The organism is Hymenobacter sp. HDW8 (assembly GCF_011305775.1).
Taxonomy (GTDB): Bacteria; Bacteroidota; Bacteroidia; order Cytophagales; family Hymenobacteraceae; genus Hymenobacter; species Hymenobacter radiodurans.
Genome location: NZ_CP049907.1, coordinates 3671906 through 3691555, shown reverse-complemented (window position 1 = coordinate 3691555; position 19650 = coordinate 3671906). Strand labels below are relative to the sequence as shown.

The 19650-nt window shown below is 54.5% G+C and carries 17 protein-coding genes; 9 read left to right on the top strand and 8 right to left on the bottom strand.

What is annotated here, in order from left to right; translation table 11 throughout:
• Positions 1 to 124: 124 nt before the first annotated feature.
• Entirely contained in the window at positions 125 to 553 is a 429-nt protein-coding gene (locus tag G7064_RS15750; protein WP_166074330.1) for a protease inhibitor I42 family protein, read from the top strand.
• Positions 538 to 888 carry a protease inhibitor I42 family protein gene (locus G7064_RS15745; protein WP_166074329.1) on the top strand — a complete coding sequence of 117 codons (351 nt, stop codon included), beginning with the start codon at positions 538 to 540 and terminating at the stop codon, positions 886 to 888. Before G7064_RS15750 ends, G7064_RS15745 begins: the two co-directional genes overlap by 16 nt.
• A 115-nt stretch (positions 889 to 1003) precedes the next feature.
• Here the strand turns inward: G7064_RS15745 and G7064_RS15740 are convergent, their stop codons facing one another.
• Entirely contained in the window at positions 1004 to 3736 is a 2733-nt protein-coding gene (locus G7064_RS15740) for a S8/S53 family peptidase (RefSeq protein ID WP_166074328.1), read from the bottom strand.
• Positions 3737 to 4539: 803 nt separating this feature from the next.
• Between G7064_RS15740 and pbpC the strand changes: the two genes are divergently transcribed.
• The 3 genes from pbpC (at position 4540) to G7064_RS15725 (ending at position 8246) form a co-directional block, all read left to right on the top strand.
• Positions 4540 to 6882, top strand: coding sequence for a penicillin-binding protein 1C (gene pbpC / locus G7064_RS15735; protein ID WP_166074327.1), 2343 nt, complete (start codon positions 4540 to 4542; stop codon positions 6880 to 6882).
• Positions 6883 to 7137: 255 nt separating this feature from the next.
• Positions 7138 to 7692 carry a YMGG-like glycine zipper-containing protein gene (locus G7064_RS15730; protein ID WP_166074326.1) on the top strand — a complete coding sequence of 185 codons (555 nt, stop codon included), beginning with the start codon at positions 7138 to 7140 and terminating at the stop codon, positions 7690 to 7692.
• An 89-nt stretch (positions 7693 to 7781) separates the two neighbouring features.
• Positions 7782 to 8246 (top strand): YybH family protein, encoded by a 465-nt coding sequence (locus tag G7064_RS15725; RefSeq protein ID WP_166074325.1) that lies wholly within the window; start codon positions 7782 to 7784, stop codon positions 8244 to 8246.
• Between the two features lie 84 nt (positions 8247 to 8330).
• Here G7064_RS15725 and G7064_RS15720 read toward each other — a convergent pair whose 3' ends face one another.
• Both G7064_RS15720 and G7064_RS15715 read right to left on the bottom strand, forming a co-directional pair.
• Entirely contained in the window at positions 8331 to 8774 is a 444-nt protein-coding gene (locus tag G7064_RS15720) for a DUF779 domain-containing protein (RefSeq protein ID WP_240935531.1), read from the bottom strand.
• 121 nt (positions 8775 to 8895) lie between these two features.
• Positions 8896 to 10422, bottom strand: coding sequence for an aldehyde dehydrogenase family protein (locus G7064_RS15715; protein ID WP_133273925.1), 1527 nt, complete (start codon positions 10420 to 10422; stop codon positions 8896 to 8898).
• Between the two features lie 124 nt (positions 10423 to 10546).
• Here G7064_RS15715 and G7064_RS15710 point away from each other — a divergent pair, with 124 nt between their 5' ends.
• A complete protein-coding gene (locus G7064_RS15710) occupies positions 10547 to 11470 on the top strand; it encodes an AraC family transcriptional regulator (protein ID WP_133273926.1) in 924 nt (307 codons plus the stop codon).
• A 171-nt stretch (positions 11471 to 11641) separates the two neighbouring features.
• On the opposite strand, the gene G7064_RS15705 is transcribed toward G7064_RS15710, so the two are convergent.
• The 5 genes from G7064_RS15705 to G7064_RS15685 all read right to left on the bottom strand — a co-directional run bounded on the left by G7064_RS15705 (position 11642) and on the right by G7064_RS15685 (position 15570).
• Positions 11642 to 12475 carry a TIGR03915 family putative DNA repair protein gene (locus G7064_RS15705; RefSeq protein ID WP_166074323.1) on the bottom strand — a complete coding sequence of 278 codons (834 nt, stop codon included), beginning with the start codon at positions 12473 to 12475 and terminating at the stop codon, positions 11642 to 11644.
• 100 nt (positions 12476 to 12575) lie between these two features.
• The gene (locus tag G7064_RS15700) at positions 12576 to 12926 is read right to left on the bottom strand and encodes a hypothetical protein (protein ID WP_166074322.1); all 351 of its coding nucleotides are present in this window, start codon (positions 12924 to 12926) and stop codon (positions 12576 to 12578) included.
• Between the two features lie 94 nt (positions 12927 to 13020).
• Positions 13021 to 13905, bottom strand: a complete 885-nt coding sequence (locus tag G7064_RS15695; RefSeq protein ID WP_166074321.1) for an alpha/beta fold hydrolase — start codon at positions 13903 to 13905, stop codon at positions 13021 to 13023.
• Between the two features lie 62 nt (positions 13906 to 13967).
• Positions 13968 to 14150: a hypothetical protein gene (locus tag G7064_RS15690; RefSeq protein ID WP_166074320.1), complete on the bottom strand. Its 183-nt coding sequence runs from the start codon at positions 14148 to 14150 to the stop codon at positions 13968 to 13970.
• Positions 14151 to 14304: 154 nt separating this feature from the next.
• On the bottom strand, positions 14305 to 15570 hold the full coding sequence (locus G7064_RS15685) for a putative DNA modification/repair radical SAM protein (protein WP_166074319.1): 1266 nt from the start codon (positions 15568 to 15570) through the stop codon (positions 14305 to 14307).
• Positions 15571 to 15874: 304 nt separating this feature from the next.
• On the opposite strand from G7064_RS15685, the gene G7064_RS15680 reads away from it, so the two are divergent.
• From G7064_RS15680 to G7064_RS15670, 3 genes are all read left to right on the top strand, one after another.
• A complete protein-coding gene (locus G7064_RS15680) occupies positions 15875 to 17794 on the top strand; it encodes a hypothetical protein (protein WP_166074318.1) in 1920 nt (639 codons plus the stop codon).
• Between the two features lie 156 nt (positions 17795 to 17950).
• The gene (locus tag G7064_RS15675; RefSeq protein WP_133273931.1) at positions 17951 to 18787 is read left to right on the top strand and encodes a S1 RNA-binding domain-containing protein; all 837 of its coding nucleotides are present in this window, start codon (positions 17951 to 17953) and stop codon (positions 18785 to 18787) included.
• Positions 18788 to 18951: 164 nt separating this feature from the next.
• Positions 18952 to 19614, top strand: coding sequence for an NAD-dependent epimerase/dehydratase family protein (locus tag G7064_RS15670; protein ID WP_133273932.1), 663 nt, complete (start codon positions 18952 to 18954; stop codon positions 19612 to 19614).
• Positions 19615 to 19650 lie beyond the last annotated feature (36 nt).

The window sequence follows — 19650 nt, the reverse complement described above, 5'->3', positions numbered from 1 at the left end:
CCAACAAGCTCCTTCGGAGCATTTCAAAGCATCCAAGCGTACATTTTCTCACTATCCAGGCACAGCCGGCGACTTTGTAAGCGCCGGCTGTGTTGTTAATACAACTAGTTGCTATTAACGACTTATGAAACGGCTCCTAATTTTCCCGCGCTACGCAATTCTAGCGCTATTAACTCTTACCCTTTTCCTGTCCTCAACTCTTTCACGTGCTGACATCGTCACGCTCACGGCGGCCGATAACGGCAAGCAAGTGCAGCTCACCGTCGGTGATCAACTGATTGTGCGCTTACCCACCGTTTCGCTGCGCTTTGGCTGGCGGATGGTGCAGAATTACCCTGGTCAGCTAACTGTTACAAGTACCCACAATCTGCCCGGTGTGAGTAGTGGCGTACCGGGAGCTCCGGCAACCTTTGAGATCCACTTTCAAGCCACGGGGCCTGGTGGCCTTGATTTAGCCTTGGTATCGGCGCTGCCGGGAACTGGCTATGCGGCCTTGGGGGCTTTTTCCACGCCTACATTACCATCGACCAGCCGGGCGTGGCCAAAAACGTGAACATCAGCGAATACGGCAACCATAGCCGAGTGAAAGTAAACAAGGGCGACCAGCTCCAAATTAAGCTCGATAACACCGCCGGCGCCCAATACAAGTGGGAGGTGATGCCCATCGCCGACAACGTTATCCAACTTGTAACTGCCCAGCCCGAACAGCCGCAGAAGAAATCCAGACAGCGCAAAACAGAAGCCCCAGAGGATATAACCTTTAACTTCCAAGCGCTGAATCCTGGCAAAACCACGCTACGCTTTCTGTACCGCAACGCCACCGACAACGAAGCACCGCCTAAGCGGGATTTTGAGCTCGAAGTAGAAGTGCCCGACCCACCTCGATAAAACGTGTCTATATCCAGTTATCCTACGTCAGGTCAAGTGCTCCAACAGTCAAAAGCAAAAAGGCAGCCTGCTCCGTGAGCAGGCTGCCTTTTTTAGGTAGGTTGATCAAGCAGTTTTATTGCACTACCAAGCGCTTAGTAGTCACGTTAGCACCTGTTTTCACCTTGTACAGATAAGTACCACGCGACAAGCTACCAGCATCGAATTTCACTTGGTGGTTGCCAGCTGGCTCCGAGCCCCATACCAATGTCTGCACTTTGCGACCCATTGAGCTGAACACCTCCACACTTACTGGGCCTTCTTCAGCTACGTAGTAGTTGATGGTGGTAGTGCCAGAGAAAGGGTTCGGATACGCTACCGTTTCCTGAGCTACTGCGCCCTTGGTGGCGGTGGCAGCGCTAGTGCTAGCCGCAGCGGTTGGCTGCGTCTGGGCGTTGTACTGTGGGAATGTGCGGCTCACGATCACAGCGAAGTCGGCGCGGGTTACGGTTTGGGCAGGCTTGAACGTTGCCTGAATGGTAGGCTGCAAATCGAATGGCCCCTGCTTCACCGTGTAGTAAGCGTTGATCAGGTTTAGCTCCAAGGCAATGCTCACATAGCCTTCCAGACCAGCTGGGATCTTGGAAGCGTCATCAATGGTGACGGTTTTGCCGTTTACCTGTACTGTTACTGGCTTGCCATTACGCTCCAGCGCAAACTGCTGGAATCCTAAGGCCTGCACGAGTGAGTAAGCTAATTCGGCGCGGCTAACGGTGCCAGCAGGCGAGAAAGTACCCGCTGCGGTAGGCCGCATTACGCCGTTGAACTGATGGAAACGGTCGCGCTGGGCAGAACCTTTGGCAGCTACGGCTTCGGTCAGCAGAATGTCGTTGGTGGTAGTCACATCAGAAAAGGTGTGGGCACCGCTGGTGGGCAAATACTGACGGATACCTTGGCCCATTAATAAGTAATCAGCTAATTGAATGCGGGTCAGGTTAGCATTGGGCTGAAAACCGGTAGCCAATCCATCTACGAGGCGGCTAGTTACCGCCATCTTGATTGCAGCCTCGGCTGGGTGGCCTGCGATATCAGCTAAATTGGTAGTGCCAGTAGGAATCAGCATCGAAATATTACCTGAAATGGTTTCGGGCAAAGCCACACCGCGCAAACCTTCTACCGCTACCGTCCAGGTGCCAGCTATGGGCGAGGCTACGGCTACACCGCGGTCGGTAGAGAGCGTGAATGTAACGGGCGTACCGGAGGTGTAGCGAACGCCATTCGGATCAATCAGAACCAGGTTAGTAAGGTTACCAGTTTGCCCCAGAAGGCCAGTAGAAGAGACCTTCACTTCCACGCTGTTCGTACCAGGATTTACAGGGAAAGTAAGCGAGTTACCTGTGGTCAGAATGGGGTTGAAGTTGATGGTGAAAGGTACCGTAGTGGTCTGCGCGTTCACGCTGCTATTGAAGCGACGGGTAGCATTCACCGTAGAGCCGAAAGCGGAAGAGCGGAAAGCCTGATCGACGGCGGCAAAGGCATTTACGTAGCCAGCACCCACTTCCCACGACTGATGGCCGGGCATGTTCGTGGCAGTCTTCATCAACAATTCCTTTACCTGGGCAGGCGAAAGGGAAGGCTTTGCCTCCAGCAGAAGAGCCACAATACCGGCTACGTGCGGTGTGGCCATGGAAGTGCCGCTGCTGTGTGTATAGAACGGAACTTGGCCGGGAGGAAGCACCTCAATGTCTTGCTGTGCACCCAAGGAAGATACCGGAGCAATAGTGCGGGTAGATACCACGTCTACGCCAGGAGCTACGATAGAAGGCTCGTTTTTGAAAGTCCAGGTTTCGCCATCGACGGTGAAGGTGCCTTGCTCGCCGCGCACACCGCGGGAGGAGAAGTCAGCTAACAAACCGTTACGGTCGCCGGCACCTACCGAGATAGTCCAGGGGGCAATTGCGTAAGGGTTATGCGTATCAGCGCTTGGACCTTCGTTGCCGGCAGCAAATACGACTACCATGCCACGGTCGTAGCACTTCTTGGTTACCACGTTTATTGGCATATCAGGGTTGAAATCGCCGCTGGTGCCGAAAGAGTTGCTGATAACACGGATGTTGTACTGCGCTTGGTGGGTAAGCGCATAGTCGAACCCACCGATGGCATCAAGCACGAGCAGCGCACCACCCGAGCCGTAGCCCAACAGGTTAGCGCCGGGCGCTACACCCTCATATTTGCCCCCCGACTTAGCCCCATTACCTCCTACAGTGCCAGCGCAGTGCGTGCCGTGACCGGAGTTGGTGTCGGTGTTTGGAACGCCTTCCAAATAGGTAACGGGCAGCATCGCATCCTGAGCGTTCAGGTTGGTAGAGCCCAAAACGTTCTGTACCAGGTGCGAGCCAAACTTGATATCGTCATGCGTACCATCGACGCCACTATCGTTGATAAGTACCCCAACGCCCTTTCCGGACACGGGCGAACCGCCGTTGCGGGCAGTCGTCTCCTTATCGGTGCGCAGGCGCTTCACGCCGGTCAGGTTCGTGTCGTCGAAGTTGTAGTAATCAAGCTTCTTGTTGATGTAGAGCGAGCGCACCTGGGGGTTGCTGGCCAGAGCATCCACTTGCGTGGCCGTTGCTAGTACTCCGGCTATTGGCAAAGCCCGAAAGGTGATGCCTTTAGTAATGCCGAGCTGCTGGAGTAAGCTCAGCTGGGTGGCTTGGGGAGCACCATCGCCTTTAAAGGTGACGATTACCTGTGCAAGAGGGTTGGTCTTGAGGGCGGCGCGCAGCTCTGGATCAACGGTTGCCTGCCCAAAAGACGTGGTGACCTTCAGGCCAACCAGCAGGAGGGTGGTGAGGAATTTGCCTTTCATGTAGAGTTTTAGAATAGATGGAAGGTGGGAAAGAGAGAATGAGAACTAAAAACTAAGCAGATTAAATACCTGCTCGAAAGACTAGTAAAACGACTACAAAAACCCTTAAGCGCAAGCCGCAATATTTAATCAACTACATATACGAGTAGTGATTTACAACTGGATTTTCCACACTTAATTTATTTGCTTAGAGAACGATTTATTTTATTTTAAATCTTTTTTCTCTTTACAAAACCTTTGCATGAATTCAGCGTAAAAGCCGCGCTTTCACATTAAAATCAAGCTATTGCCGATATAATTCCTGCTCTGTTGCTCGCTATTACAGAGTCGAATACGACAATATATTATTACAACATACTGCTATACAAAGCTTTGCGAATACTCCAGCTATTATCGCTTGTATAAGCTCTTGTAACTGTGGCAATATTATTTGCCAAGCACGCGTACGAAAAGGAATACCAAACTGCTTTTGTGACACACAGCATTAAAATCCCATTTTTATTCTGTGCTTTAATTATTAAACAGAGCTACCCGCATTAAATGAATCGTGAGGCTTTTTCGAATTATGAACTGAATTTATCTACGATACTGACCCTCAAATTGGATTAGTGAAAAGCCAACTATTTAGCGGCCCTTTCGGAAAGAATAAGGCGTGTTTGTGACATAGCAAATACATAATATAGCACACCGTGCGCTCGGAGCAGGTGCAAGCAGTATCTGCAGGAGTGGCAATGATTCTTCACCAGTTGAGTTGGGTAGCTCCACACGCTGGTTTAGGAGCCTGCTCACGGTTATATTTGACCATGACTCGGCGGCACACATGGCGAATGATAATGGCGTTGCTGGCTGGGCTGTTGGCATTGCTGGGGCTCGACCATCTGTTTCCGCTGCCACCGGCTCCGCAGTACTCGCCCCTAGTAATGGCTGCCGATGGTTCGGTGCTGCACGCCTACCTCAACCCCACGCAGAAGTGGCGGATGAAAACCGAGCTGGGCGAGATAACACCAGTCTTGCGTACCGCTATCATTGAAAAGGAAGACCGCTACTTCTATTACCATTTCGGCGTCAATCCGCTGGCAATCATAAAGGCCGCGACGCGTAATCTGTTCAAAGACGGTCGCACGACGGGCGCCAGCACGATTTCTATGCAAGTGGCGCGGCTGCTGGAACCCAAGGAGCGCACGGTAGCCAATAAGCTCTTGGAAATGCTGCGGGCCGTGCAGCTGGAGACGCATTACAGCAAAGACGAAATTCTGCAGCTGTATCTGAATCTGATACCCTACGGTGGCAACGTGGAAGGCGTAAAATCAGCGGCGCTCCTCTACTTTCAGCAGCCACCCGATTACTTGTCTTTGGCTCAAACCGTGACGCTGGCCATCATCCCGAACCGGCCCACGGGTTTGGTGCTGGGCAAACACAACGCCGCTATTTTAGCAGAGCGAAATAGGTGGCTGTGGCGCTTTGGGGGGCAAAATCTGTTTCCCGAACAGGATATAGCCGACGCCCTACTGGAGCCGCTGGATGTGGAACGCCACGCAGCCCCTAGCCTAGCTCCGCATCTGGCGCGGCGGCTGGTGCAGCGGTTTCCGGGTCAGGCCAGCATCAGCTCCACCTTGCAGCGCGGCAAGCAAGCCAAAGCCGAAGACCTGACCCGCAATTACGTGCGCAGATTGTATGCGCTGGGCATCACCAACGCGGCAGTATTAGTCATTAATAACCGCACCCGCGCCGTGGAAGCCTACGTGGGTTCGGCTGATTTTGGCGACGCCGCCAACCAAGGCCAGAATGATGGGGTGCAGGCGGTTCGTTCGCCGGGCAGTACGCTCAAGCCTTTTCTGTATGCGCTGGCCCTCGACCGCGGGCTGCTCACGCCCAAGCAGCTTTTACCCGATGTACCCACGAACTTTCGCGGCTACCGACCCGAGAATTTTGATAAGCGCTGTCATGGGGAGGTAACCGTGGAACGGGCGTTGGCTTACTCGCTAAATATTCCGGCCGTGGGCGTGCTCGCCGAACTGGGTGTTCCCACGTTCACGGACAAGCTCAGCCAGGCCGGCTTCCGGCGCGTAACGCGCGATGCACCTCATTTGGGCCTAAGCACCATTCTCGGCGGCTGCGGGGCGACGCTGGAGGAACTGACCAACTTGTATGTGACTCTTGCCAATGGTGGCCAGTACGCACCTCTGGCGTGGAATACCGCAACTACTTCGAGCAAAGCCTTTACATCCAAAAAGACGACTGGGGTGCAAAAACCGGCAACCGCGCTACTCTCGGAATCGGCCGCTTACCTGACCACTGATATCCTCGCCCAGCTCACGCGTCCTGATTTGCCTGTGGGCTACGAAACCAGTCGGCGACTGCCTAAAATTGCCTGGAAAACCGGCACCAGCTACGGCCGCCGCGATGCCTGGAGCATCGGTTATAACCGCGAATACACCATTGGCGTGTGGGTGGGCAATTTCAGCGGGCAAGGCGCGCCCGCGCTCACCGGCTCGGAGGTAGCTACTCCCCTCCTATTCGACTTGTTTAATGCGTTGGCGTACAATTCGCCCAACAACTGGTTTTTGCCCCCCAGTAGCCTCGATTTCCGGTTGGTGTGCGCCGAGAGTGGCCGTCCGCCCGGCGAGTACTGCCCCAACCAGCTCATCGATTATTTCCTGCCGGGCGTATCGTCGGCGCAGCGCTGCCAACACCAGCGCGAGGTGCTCTTGGCGGCCGATGGGGCCACCGTATATTGCCGGGCCTGCGCGCCAGCGGCCGGTTTTCGGCGCGAGCTATATCCTAATTTACCCCCCGGTGTGGCGGCTTTTCGCGAAATGCAAGGATTACCCTACCGGCGTCTGCCGCCCCACAATCCCACTTGCCAGCTCGTGCGGGGCGGCCCCGAAATGGCCCCCAGCATAATCTCGCCCCAGGCGGGCACCGACTATGTGCTCAACCGGGGCGAGGGCCAGCAGTTGCTGCTGAGCTGTACCACCGATAGCGAAGTCCGGCAGGTATATTGGTACGTGAACGATGAGTTTTTGCGCGCCGCCTCCGCTACAGAGCGTGTCTTTTTTCGGCCGCAAGCGGGGCCACTGAAGATATCCTGCGCCGACGACCACGGCCGTAATACGGATATCCAAATCACCGTGACGGAGCTCTAGCAAAACGCTGTTTTCTGCTATCTGTTTCACCAGTCACCTTTGCGAAAAACAATGCTCTGAAAGCAGAAAATCTTGGCTAATTATCCTTTGAAACAGAGCAAATTAGCCTCCCTTTTCTAGCTTTTATTTTAAATCCGATAATCCTTTTTGCATTCTACTTCGTTAATCGTGCTACGACAGATGAGCTGTTGTGGCACGGTGCTTGTATTTACCTGCTAAGAATTTGTATAAGATTCCCAACTTAAAACATTCGTCATGAAAAAGCTCAGTTATATATCGACGCTGATTTTGCTGATCTCGGCAACCTTTACGAACGCGGTTCAGGCGCAGGAGAAAAAGCCTTGGAGCCCTCAGGCGAAAGGTGCCGTAATTGGTGGTGTAGGTGGCGCCGCTGCTGGCGCTATTATTAACAAGCGCAACCGCCCCGTGGGTGGTGTAGTAGGCGGTGTGGCCGGCGCTGGCGTAGGGTATGCCATTGGTAAACGCACCGACAATAAGCGCAAGGAAGCCGCTCGCGTAGCCGCTGCTAATCGTGCTGCTGCTAACCGCGCCGCTGCCGACCGCGCTGAGCGTGCTGCCCTAGCTCGCCGCGTAGAGGCGGCCGAAAAGAAAGCCGCTGTAGCCACAGCCAAACCACAGCAAACACAGTATCCTATGATGGCTAATGGCTTTGCAGCCACTACTCCTATGATGCTGGTTGGCGCCGACGGCGCTCCTACCGCTTCTAATGCTGCTTATTTGCCCAACGAGTCGTATGGCGAGCGTAACACGCCGTATCCTTCTTCGGAAGTGCGCAGAAAGAGCTGGTAACTCCGGAATTTTTCTACTTTCGCCGACTCTAGCCTTGCGCCGGAGCCGGCGAATTTCTTTACAGTCCACACTCTAATACTCCCCTTTTTATGAAATCCTTCCTTTGGATTTTATCCGCTTCCGTACTTCTGACGGCCTCTTGCACCAAAACCGACGAGAAAGACTCGGCCGTGAATGCGCAGACGCTCAATCAGCAGTTTATCAGTGCCTGGAACAGCAAAAATGCCATTCAGCTAGATACGCTCTTCGCCGACGATGTGCATTTCCTGCAAGGTGAAGCCCATTTTCAGGGCAAGTCGGAAGTGTCGAACCGTTGGGTGCGCGAAACCATGGGCACCATTTCCAACTTGCGCACCAACGTAGTAAGCTCCGGCACCGACGCGCAAATAGCCTACGAGGCCGGCACGTACTCCGTGGATGTAGAGCCTTCAACACCGGGCACTCCTATGGGCGAAGGCGAAGGCAACTTCATCCTGCTCTGGAAAAAGAACCCCAAAGGCAGCTGGAAACTCAGCTATGCCCAGCTCGAAGGTTTACCAGTTAAAGTTAAATAGGCAACAAAGCTCCTTCTGAACGATACAAGCATAAAAAAGCCCCCCACAACCAGTTGTGGGGGGCTTTTTTATGCTTGTGCTTATTTAAGAATTGGTGGTGCGGGCTAGGTACTCTTCTCCATCCAGCACCGGCTCCATGTGCTTCGATTCTTCCTCCGTGAATAGCCGCGAGCGAATCAGAAAGCGCACACCCAAGGGAATTTCGAGCGAGAAGCTGGCACCACGTCCCTTCGTAACATCCACCGTGAGCTGCGTGTGCTGCCAGTACTCAAACTGGCTGGCACTCATGAAAAAGTCGCAGCCGTGGATAGTGCCCAGCCATACATCGGCCCCGCCCACCCGAAATTCACCCGCCGCAAAGCACATGGGCGAAGATCCGTCGCAGCAGCCACCGCTTTGGTGAAACATCAAGGGGCCATGCTCATCACGGAGCAAATCGATAGTGGCTTCAGCAGCGGGTGTTACGAGGACGCGGGGGGTGGTCATGGCAATGGTAAAAGATGATTTTTCAACATAATAGAACGTCATGCTGACGACAGGAAGCATCTCGCGTGCTGATGCAGGAGTAATAACCCTACTACCGCGAGCGAGATGCGTCGCTGTCGCTCGGCATGACGTTCTAATTAAACAGTTTCAACTCAAGTAATGCTTAAAAGAAGCCTAGCTTTTGCTGGCTGTAGGAGATGAGCATGTTCTTGGTCTGGCGGTAGTGCGCGAGCATCATCTTGTGGTTTTCACGGCCGAAACCCGATGCCTTGTAGCCACCGAATGGGGCGCCAGCGGGATAGTCGTGGTAGCAGTTGACCCACACGCGGCCGGCCTGAATGGCGCGGGGCATTTTGTACAGCTCGTGGGCGTCGCGGCTCCAGAGGCCAGCACCAAGGCCGTAAAGCGTGTCGTTAGCTAGCTCAATGGCCTCGTCATTGTCCTTGAAAGTGGTTACCGACAGCACCGGCCCAAAGATCTCCTCCTGGAAAATGCGCATTTTATTGTGGCCACGGAAGATGGTAGGCTTGATGTAGTAGCCTTCGGTTAGATCCTCATGATCGTGGGCGTGGGCTTCGCCGCCTACCAGCACCTCCGCTCCTTCGGCCTTGCCGATTTCGAGGTAGCTCAGAATTTTCTCGTACTGATCGTTCGAGGCCTGGGCGCCCATCATGGTGTCGGGGTCAAGCGGATGGCCTAATTTGATGGCTTTCACGCGCTCAATCAGGCGCGGCATAAACTGGTCGTAAATGTCTTCGTGAATGAGCAGGCGCGACGGACAGGTGCAGATTTCGCCCTGATTTAGCGCGAACATGGCCGCGCCCTCCAAGCACTTGTCGAGGAAGTCGTCGTCGTGGTCCATCACCGATTTGCAGAAGATGTTCGGCGATTTGCCCCCCAGCTCCATCGTAACGGGAATAATATTCTCGGCAGCGTATTGCAGAATGAGGCGGCCAGTAGTCGTCTCACCCGTGAAGGCAACTTTCTGCACGCGCTTGTTGCTAGCGAGCGGCTTACCGGCTTCGAGGCCAAAGCCATTCACGACGTTAATTACACCCGCGGGCAGTACATCTTGGATCAGCTCCATGAGCACCATAATAGAGGCGGGCGTCTGCTCGGCGGGCTTTACCACCACGCAGCAGCCAGCGGCTAGTGCGGGAGCAATTTTCCAGGTGGCCATCAGCAGCGGGAAATTCCAGGGAATGATCTGGCCCACTACGCCCAGCGGCTCCTGAATGACAAGGGAAAGCGTGTTCTCATTCAGCTCCGTCGCCGAGCCTTCCTCAGCCCGAATGACGCCCGCGAAGTAGCGGAAATGGTCGATGGCGAGAGGTAGGTCGGCGGCCATGGTTTCGCGGATGGCTTTGCCGTTCTCTACCGTTTCTACCGCCGCTAAGTGCTCCAGATTTGCTTCCATGATGTCGGCAATCTTCAAAAGCACGTTGCTGCGGGTAGTAGCCGAAGCTTTGCTCCACGACTTAAACGCCTCATGGGCGGCATCCAATGCCAGCTCAATATCCTCTTTGGTCGAGCGAGCTACTTTACAAAACGCCTTGCCATCGATGGGTGACGGGTTCTCGAAGTACTGGCCTTTGACGGGGGCCACCCACTTGCCGCCGATGAAGTTGTCGTAGTGGGATTTGAACTGGGGGCGAGCGATGAGTGTGGTGGGATTTTCTAACGTTTCCATGCTGTGGGAGTTATGAATGAACACTTACCCCAAGGTAGCTTTCGTTATTGCTTAAAAGTGTGTAGTATTCTCTCAGTCTATCCGCCTATAGTCGCAAGTTTTTCGCTCCCTAGTCCCACCCGTTATGTCCCAGGCCTTTCTACCGTCGCCCGTTGCGCTGCGCCACCCCGATCAGCTTCATGCTTTGGTTGAAAATCGCACCGTGTATTCGCTGGACGCCTTCGAGCTGAACATCTTTGAGACGCGCCAGACGGCCAGCAAGGTGCCGCTGAGCATGGGAAACCTCGTGCTGACCACCATGCTGCGGGGCAAGAAAGTAATGCACCTGGCCGGCCGACCAGCCTTCGATTATTTGCCCGGCGAATCTGTAATCGTGGGTGAGCAGCAGCTCATGGAGATTGATTTCCCTGAAGCCAGCGCCACCAATCCCACCCAGTGTCTGGCCCTGGCCATCCCCGCCGACACTATCCGCCAAACGGTTGACTTACTGAATGAGCGCCTGCCGCTGGCCGAGGAAAAAGCCCCCTGGAGCCTGGCAATGACCGATAATGCTCACCTCACCAACACGCCTGAGCTAACCGGCACGCTGGAGCGGCTTATTCATCTTTCGCAGGAGACGCACGCCAGCAAAGACGTACTGGCGTCGTTTACCTTGCAGGAGCTGCTGATTCGGCTGATGCAAACGCAGGCTCGTCAGCTCATTTTTCACAACTACGCTCACCACCTGAGCACCCACCGCTTTGCCCACGTGGTGCAGTACATCAAGCGCCACCTCACCGAGCAGATAACGGTAGAAAAGCTCAGCGAGCTGGCCTGCATGAGTAAAGCCACGTTCTTCCGCTTGTTCAAGCGCGAGTTTGGTCTCACGCCAGTTGAATACATTATTCAGGAGCGCCTAGCCGAAGCCAAACGCCTACTGCGCAATCCCCTCACGACGGTAGCCGACGTATGCTTCCGCGCCGGTTTCAACAACACGAATTACTTCCAGTCGCTATTCAAAAAGTACGAGGGAATTACACCCGGCTTGTACAAGAAGCGGTGCCGGTAATGACACGCGGGGGCTTTTTAGCCTGAATTAAATCAACTTATCAAGGTCGTAATGCCGAGCGCAGCGAAGCATCTCGCGTGCTGACGTTGCAATACGAACCCTGACGACTGCATGCGAGATGCTTCGCTGCGCTCTGCATGACAATCGTATAGATGCTTAAATGCTTACTACTTATTGCAGCTGATTCGAATCCTTGGTTAATGTCTTGTTTTTGATTGGTTGAAACCGGGTTTCGCGGGGCTGCTTTTCACTTAGGTAGCGCCAGTAGCGCAGCGGGATGTGACGCCGGTGCAGCTTCATATTGCGGCGTTCTGGAATATTGGCGTGGTCAAAATAGGTTTGCCAGAGCAGGCGAAACAATGGCTCGCGCTCGTCCAGCACCGTGGCCGATACGTCGGTGGAGCGCTGGGGGGCTTTTTCTTCAAACTGCACGATGTCGGTGCGGTGCAGGTCGTAATAAAGACCGTAGCCGCGGCGCCGGTCAAAGATCAGCCAGCGCTGATCGGCGTAGCGCTTAGTGAAGTGGGGCGCAATGAGCGGCAGCACATCAAAGTCGGGCTCAATGGTGGCGTGAAACAGTTCGTCCTGGGTTTTCTCGAAGCGCACGAAAGCTTCCATGCGGTGCTTTTCGCGAAACATCTGCTTGTCGATGTCGGCCACAAGGCGCACGCTGTCGTTGGTGTAGTTCTCCGAAATATCCACCCTACCCTTGGCCTGCACTGCCAGCTGCACATAGCGGCAAATGATGATTTCGCGGTCGGCGCGCTCCGACAGAAACACATGATACAAACGCGTACGCGCCTCCTTATCCATGTATTTCAGCAGTCCCTGCCATACACGGGTGGCTTTTTCTTCGCTGGTGGCAATGGGTACAGTGGTCGTAAAAAGCCCCCCCTGCGCCGCATCGGCCGGCTGAATGCTGTTGGGGAGCGTTTTGCGCTCGTACATCTCCAGCAATACCGTCAACAAGCCATCAAAAGAGCCATCGTAAGTGTAATCGTGCATAAAGCGGAGTAAAGAGAAGGCTATACGAACCAACTAACAGCCCGTTATGCTTCGGCAGGCAAGCGCCAGATTTAGCACAACGGGCCAGCTTAGGAGATATTTAGCCTTGTACGGGTTGCAGCTGGCGGGCCGCGTCGCTGAGGGCTTGGGCCAACTGGTGCAGCTGATCAATAAAATTGGGCGTAGCGCCATCAACCACACTGTTGATATGCTCAGCCAGAGTCAGGAGCAGGCTACTGATCTGAGCTGCATCGCCTGTATTAATAACACCTTCCAGCTCTCTCAAATCGTTGGCAATTGTATCGTAGGCCGGATCATCGCCCGTTTCCAGGAGTTCACTCCAGCCGTTAATGTTGCCAATAGCAGGAGTTTTACCGTTGTTGATATTGCCCTTCAGAATCTCAAGAGAAGCGTTTAAGTGCGTGGCGGCGGCAGATTGGGAAATGCTCATATATCGGTTGGGTTTAAGTGAACACTAGCCTTTCTTACTGCATCTGGCGCTCTGAGGTTAAGTAATGCAGGAGTTCACCGAAGTTCCTCTCCTTTCAATGGCCTCCATTCTCATGATAATGGCCAAAAAATCGCAGCAGCAACTCATTGACAGCTTCGGGATCTTCGTGCTGCACCCAATGCGTAGCCTTATCAAAATAGGTAAGACGACCAGCCTCGCACCACGCCAGGCTTTCCTGCGCCATATTGGCGTTGAGAAAAGCATCTCGCTTGCCCCACACAATGTGCACCGGCACCCGCACCCGCCCCGGCGGATTCAATTGCCGCACGTAGCGCGCCGCCGCCCGATACCAATTGAGCATGCTGGTAATGGCCCCAGGCTGCGCCCAAGCTGCTCGGTACTGCTTCAAGTCTTCATTACTAAATGCCCCCCGACGGCTGGTTCCGCGCAGTGTTTGCTCGCCGAGTTGGTAATTATTAAGGCTGAATGCCTTCTCGGGCAGCCACGAAAGCTGAAAAAAGAAGATATACCAACTCTTGCTCAACTGTCGGAAGCTGCGCCGTAGCTCTTGAGTCATCACCCTCGGGTGCGGCACATTCAGGATTGCCACCCGGGCCACTCGATCAGGAAAATAGGCCGCCAGATTCCACGCTACGAGCGCGCCCCAGTCGTGGCCGACCAGAAAGGCGTGCTCGTGCCCGGCCGCGTCAATCAAGCCAATGATATCGGCTGCTAAAGCCGGCATCTTATAATCGGCCAAACGCGGAGGCTTGTTGCTAAGGTTGTAGCCGCGCTGATCAGGCGCCCACACCCGGTAGCCGGCCTCAGCCAACGCCGGGATTTGGCGGCGCCAACTGTACCAGAACTCGGGGAAGCCGTGCAGCAGTATAATCAGTGGGCCATCCTGCGGCCCACACTGCACAACGTGCAGTGTAATGCCGTTGGTAATGACGTCGTGGTGTTCGAGTTCGTAGCGCACAAACCGTCTTACTATAGTTGCGGTAAGAAGTTGCCGCTCAGCTACAAACCAACCTTATGGCATCAGGCAGCCTCCGGGTGCGACTGGTCGCGGGCGCTGGTAGTGCGCACCGACTCGTGCAACTGACGGACCAGCGGCAACAGGTCGCTGAGCTTGCAACAGCAAGCCAAACGTGCCACTTTCATAGTTTTAGGCGATTCGGAAGGAGCGGCCGACGCGTCGGCGCCGCGGTGAGAAACAGTCATAATAGTAGTTGTTGGTCGCTAATGGTTGGTTGTATAAAGAGCCTTAGGCCGGTGTGGAAGTGGCAGAATGAAATAAAAAACTAGAAAGCCGCATCGAAGTGATTGAATAGCTACTTGCGAATGTTATTCACTTCGATGCGGCTTTAGTAATGCATTAAGAAGCCTGCGCAAAAAGATCGAGCTGCTGGGTAACGAGGGCTGAACGCACTGCACCCGACCCAAACAGAATCTGTCGGCGCAAGCTCTGCTCATCATATTCGCGGCTTTCCAGCGCTTGGCCACGGCATGTCAGAAAGAACTTGGCCCGCTTAAGTACCACGCCAAACTTGTGTAAATGATCTAAAGTAAGCGGGGCGAAACGGCGAGCTGCAACGATACGCTTGGCTGAACGTGCTCCAACACCAGGCACCCGAAGAATCATCTCGTAGTCAGCGGTCTGCACATCCACGGGGAAAACGTGACGGTTGCGTAGCGCCCAAGCCAGCTTAGGATCAATCTCCAGATCGAGGTGGGGATGCTGAGGATCCAGGATTTCATCGGCCTGAAAGCCGTAGAAGCGAATCAACCAGTCGGACTGATACAGGCGGTGCTCCCGAATAACGGGTGGGCGCGTGAGCTGCGGCAGGCGCGCGTCATCTGTGACCGGGACGTAGCCGGAGTAATACACGCGCTTCAATCCATAACCCTTGTACAGGGAATCGGAGAGCTGAAGAATCTGATGGTCGTTCTCGTCAGAAGCACCTACAATAAGCTGGGTGCTTTGGCCCGCCGCCGCAAAAGCCGGCACTTTCTTGAAAAGCGCCTTCTCTTCCTTGTTCTGCACAATGCCCTGATGAATCTGCTTCATCGGGGTCAGAATCTCTTTATAATTCTTCTCGGGGGCCAAATTCTGCAAACTCAGCTCCGAAGGCAGCTCAATGTTAACGCTCAGACGGTCGGCGTACAGGCCAGCTTCCGCAATGAGTTCAGGTGAAGCACCCGGAATGGTCTTGACGTGAATGTAACCATTGAACTTATGCTCGGTGCGCAGCTTCTTCACGATGCGCACGAGGCGCTCCATGGTGTAGTCAGAATCCTTAAAAATACCGGAGCTGAGAAACAGGCCTTCGATATAATTGCGGCGATAGAAGTTCATCGTGAGATCAACTACTTCATCTACTGTAAAGGCCGCACGCTTCACATCATTGCTCCGCCGCGATACGCAGTAGGCACAATCGAAGATGCAATAGTTGGTCAGCAGGATTTTGAGCAAGGACACGCAACGACCGTCTTCGGTGTAGCTGTGGCAGATACCCATGCCCTCCGCATTGCCCAAGCCCTTGTTCTCGTTTTTGCGCTTTCCGCCACTGCTGGAGCACGATACATCGTACTTCGCGGCGTCTGCCAAAATACTTAGCTTTTCCTGAATCCGTTCGTTCATCCGAGGGCTTTTGATGGCTTAAAAATAGCAACTACACTTCATATACACAATACTACCTTAAGCTAATTTTTTTAGGAAAGGTTTCAAAAGCACATCTTAAAAGTGCTGGTTGAGGTGAGTATTTGCCCCCAGTGTTCCAATCTTTAGATTGGAATGACTTGTGCTTTTTTGGCCCCGATTTGGGATATTATTTCCGCGCAACTCCGTTGGAAATTCCAGCTGACCTCCAGCTTCGTACTTACTGAGTGGCCGCTGACGTTTGTACCTTGCAGGTTGCCGATTGGCTTTCGTTTTGTCTCACTTTATGCTTGCTTACCTCGTGTCTGCTTTCCAGTTGCTGCCCCGTTTTCGGTGGCGGCTGGTGCTGCCGTTGGTGTTCTTAGTAATTATAGCGCAGGCCCAGGACCCGCAGCCATCCGCACCCGACACGGAGCGAACTCCGCTTGAAACCCGTCCTGACTCCTTGCGGCGGCGCTTCGATGAGGAGCGTATTCTAACGGGTCTGCAAGCGTATGCCAAGCGCAAGACCATTGCTGGCAAGGCGGTAGCAGCGCTGTTCAACTTCACGGCTCGGGCTGAGGAAAGAGCCGGCCTCGATGCTACCCTGCTCGATCGTCAATACAGCCAGCACAACTATAAGATTGTGCGCAGCATCAACATTACCACGCTCGACGCCTTCGGTTACAGCATCAACAACCCCGACCGCAAGCCGCGCAACTTTCTGGAGAAGGGGGGCAATATTTTCCACATTCGCACGGCTCCGTCGCGGGTGCGGCAGCTGCTGCTGTTTCGGGTGGGCGAAGAGCTGGAACCCCAAGAGCTAAGCGAAACCGAGCGTTTGTTGCGCCAGACGGGTGAGTTGCTCGACGCCCGCGTGTTTGTGAATGAGGCCACCACCACGCCCGACAGCGTGGACGTGCAGATCATTACCAAGGATGTATTCAGCCTAAGCGGCTCGCTCCAGATTCGTGATGTGGATGCGGCTGTCATTGGGCTGAACGATGTGAACTTCATGGGGCTGGGCCATCAGTTTCGGAACCGCTACGAGTATGGTCGCGCCAGCCCCCAGCCTTGGCGCTATCGGGGCAGCTACTTGGTGCCTTTCCGCAACTTTGTCAATGCTGAGGTACGCTACCGTAACGAGTATGAGAACAAAGAAATAGGCGCTTACGTGGCCCGCGACTTTGTTTCCATCAATACCAAGTACGCCGGCGCGGTGGCGCTCGATTTTTATGATCGGCTTATTCAGCTACCACAATTGCCCCCCATCGACCCGTTTCGCCTGGAGCGGCTGCGCTACAGCACGCGTGATGTATGGCTGGGGCGGGCTTTACGCCTGAAAAGCTACGATCTGGGCTATGAGAACCCGGCCCGATTTGTCGTTTCTGGGCGCTTCCTGAACACAACGTATGGCGAGCGGCCCATTGAGGATTATGCCGATGCGAGCCTTTTTCTAGGCACCATTGGCTACAGCGTGCGGCACTATTATAAAGATAAATACCTCTTCGGTTTTGGTCGTACCGAGGACGTACCGACGGGCACGTTGCTCAGCCTTACCGCGGGCTACGAGCTAAACGAGTTGGGCAATCGGCGCTACTATGGCGTGCGTGCTTCCAGTGGCTTATACAGCGTACGGCGGGGTTACCTATATCTGAGCGGTGAGTATGGGTCTTTTGTGCGCGCGCGCGACCGGGACTGGCAGCAAGGCCTGCTTAGCACCCAGGTTCTGTATTTCACCCGCCTCTATAACACCGGCAATTATCAGTGGCGCCATTTCCTGTGGAACCGCATGGACTTGGGATTCGACCGGCGCCCTGGCGAGCAGCTGCTATCTATTGAAGGCGAACGGGGCCTGCGCGGCTTTCGTACCGATGGTACCCTGCGCGGCACGAGTCGCTTTGTGCTCAACTATGAGGCGACCATGTACACGCCCGTCTCTTTCCTGGGCTTCCGCCTGGCCGGAGTAGCCTTTGCTGATGCTGCTTGGCTGGCTACTACCCCCGGCCGCGACTCCCCATTTCTTGACAAGCCATTTACCGGTTTCGGCTTGGGCTTGCGTTTCCGCAACGAGTACACCGCGCTCCGCACCATTCAGATTTTGTTTGGCTTCTATCCGCGGGGCCAGTTAACTAATAATGGCTACCGAATCTTCGAGAATTCGGGGGCCTACTATGACTTCAGTGATTTCAATTTCACCCGCCCCGGTGTTGCGCCGTATCAGTAGCACCAGCGCTTATCCTGGTTATGGTAGGCTGACTTGACCCTATTGCTATTCTACCGTAGAATGGCTGCGGTGCTGGCAAATAACCTGAGTGAAATTTGCCCCCCAACCTTCAGTACCTTTGCGCGCTCAACCTTTTCAACCTTATACGCCCTTCCCATGCTTGCCCTCGGCGACTATAACGAACTAGAAGTAGCCCGCGCCGTGGATTTCGGCCTCTATCTGACTTCTGATGATGGCGACTTGCTGTTGCCCATTAAGTACGTGCCCGAAGGCACTCAAATTGGTGACCGGTTGCGAGTGTTTGTGTACCGCGACTCCGAAGACCGCCTTATTGCTACCACGTTAGAGCCGCTGGCGCGGGTAGGCGAGTTTGCGGCGCTCACTGTCAAAGATGTATCATCCAACGGTGCTTTCCTGGAGTGGGGCCTCGAAAAAGACCTTTTTCTCCCCTATCGTAATCAGCGCCAGGCCTTGCGCGTGGGGCAGCGCGCCACCGTCTATGTTTACCTCGACGAGAACTCCGACCGCATCGTAGCCTCGTCTAAGTGGGAGAAGTACTTGCCGCATGCGGAATTTCCGGGCCAGGTTGGCGACCAAGTAGAGCTTTTCGTTGCGCAGGACACTGACTTAGGCTACACCGTCATCGTGAATGGCGCTTACCTCGGCCTGTTATATCACAACGAGATCTTTCGCCCCCTACGCTTGGGAGATAGGCCAACCGGTTACGTGCGCCAGATCAGGCCCGATGGTAAGCTGGACATAAGTCTGCAAAAAGTAGGCTACGACGAAGCGTTGGACGCCACCGAAACCATTCTCACGGCCCTACGTGCCAGCGGCGGCACCCTACCCCTGTCCGACAAAAGCGAGCCAGACGATATTTACCGCCGCCTCGGCATGAGCAAGAAGGTATTCAAAAAAGCACTCGGAACCCTTTATAAGCGCGGCCTGGTGCAACTAGCACCCGATGAAACCCGACTACTGGGGCAGGAATAAACAGCCAAAGTAGGCCTTCATTGAATAGATTGACATTCAATGACAATGGTGTACTACGCGCCGTTTTCGTTGCGATGTTCCTTGGCTTCTTTGCCCTTCTGTGGTATTTATCGTAGAAGGACTACTGCTGCCCTTCCCTCTGCTCTCGTGCTTCCAACCACCTTATGACACCTCAAAAAACTGCTCTCATTGCCGGCGCCAGCGGCTTGGTTGGCAGCCAACTCCTTTCATTACTGCTGGCCTCCGAGCGCTACGCCAAAGTCATTGTGATAGGTCGGCGGCCCCTGCCCCAGGTGCATCCTAAGCTGGAGCAGCGCATATTTGACTTGGATGATTTAGATCAGCACCGCCTGGCCCTGATTGCCGATGATGTGTACTGCTGCCTGGGCACCACCATGCGGCAGGCAGGTTCAAAAGAGGCTTTTTACAAGGTCGATTACTTGTACGTAGTAAAGCTGGCGGCCCTTACGGCTGGCAACTTTGCGGCGCAGTTCTTAGTGGTATCAGCGATGGGCGCCGATGCAAATTCGCGTATCTACTACAATCGGGTGAAGGGCGAGATGGAGCAGGCCGTGCGACAGACGCCCTTTCGGGTTATTCATTTTTTTCGGCCTTCTCTGCTGCTAGGCAATCGCACGGAAAAGCGTTTGGGCGAGCAGATTGGGGCCGTTTTGATGAAAGCTTTGCGGCCCTTGATGGTGGGACCACTACGTAAGTATCAGCCTGTTGAGGCCGTCACAGTCGCACGCGCTATGCTGCGCGCGGCCGAGGAAGATGGCGGCGGAATACGTGTGCATCTGTCGGATGAAATTGCTCAGGCGCGCTAAAACCAGCGGACGAAGATGAGTTCAGCACGGAGTTTG

Excerpts from the sequence above, each read along its gene's own strand:
- G7064_RS15705 (WP_166074323.1), bottom strand. The coding sequence starts at position 12,475 with ATGCACGATTACACTTACGATGGCTCTTTTGATGGCTTGTTGACGGTA.
- G7064_RS15710 (WP_133273926.1), top strand. The coding sequence starts at position 10,547 with ATGTCCCAGGCCTTTCTACCGTCGCCCGTTGCGCTGCGCCACCCCGAT.
- G7064_RS15720 (WP_240935531.1), bottom strand. The coding sequence starts at position 8,774 with ATGACGTTCTATTATGTTGAAAAATCATCTTTTACCATTGCCATGACC.
- G7064_RS15690 (WP_166074320.1), bottom strand. The coding sequence starts at position 14,150 with ATGACTGTTTCTCACCGCGGCGCCGACGCGTCGGCCGCTCCTTCCGAA.
- pbpC (WP_166074327.1), top strand. The coding sequence starts at position 4,540 with ATGACTCGGCGGCACACATGGCGAATGATAATGGCGTTGCTGGCTGGG.
- G7064_RS15715 (WP_133273925.1), bottom strand. The coding sequence starts at position 10,422 with ATGGAAACGTTAGAAAATCCCACCACACTCATCGCTCGCCCCCAGTTC.
- G7064_RS15700 (WP_166074322.1), bottom strand. The coding sequence starts at position 12,926 with ATGAGCATTTCCCAATCTGCCGCCGCCACGCACTTAAACGCTTCTCTT.
- G7064_RS15740 (WP_166074328.1), bottom strand. The coding sequence starts at position 3,736 with ATGAAAGGCAAATTCCTCACCACCCTCCTGCTGGTTGGCCTGAAGGTC.
- G7064_RS15750 (WP_166074330.1), top strand. The coding sequence starts at position 125 with ATGAAACGGCTCCTAATTTTCCCGCGCTACGCAATTCTAGCGCTATTA.
- G7064_RS15675 (WP_133273931.1), top strand. The coding sequence starts at position 17,951 with ATGCTTGCCCTCGGCGACTATAACGAACTAGAAGTAGCCCGCGCCGTG.
- G7064_RS15730 (WP_166074326.1), top strand. The coding sequence starts at position 7,138 with ATGAAAAAGCTCAGTTATATATCGACGCTGATTTTGCTGATCTCGGCA.
- G7064_RS15680 (WP_166074318.1), top strand. The coding sequence starts at position 15,875 with ATGCTTGCTTACCTCGTGTCTGCTTTCCAGTTGCTGCCCCGTTTTCGG.
- G7064_RS15670 (WP_133273932.1), top strand. The coding sequence starts at position 18,952 with ATGACACCTCAAAAAACTGCTCTCATTGCCGGCGCCAGCGGCTTGGTT.
- G7064_RS15725 (WP_166074325.1), top strand. The coding sequence starts at position 7,782 with ATGAAATCCTTCCTTTGGATTTTATCCGCTTCCGTACTTCTGACGGCC.
- G7064_RS15685 (WP_166074319.1), bottom strand. The coding sequence starts at position 15,570 with ATGAACGAACGGATTCAGGAAAAGCTAAGTATTTTGGCAGACGCCGCG.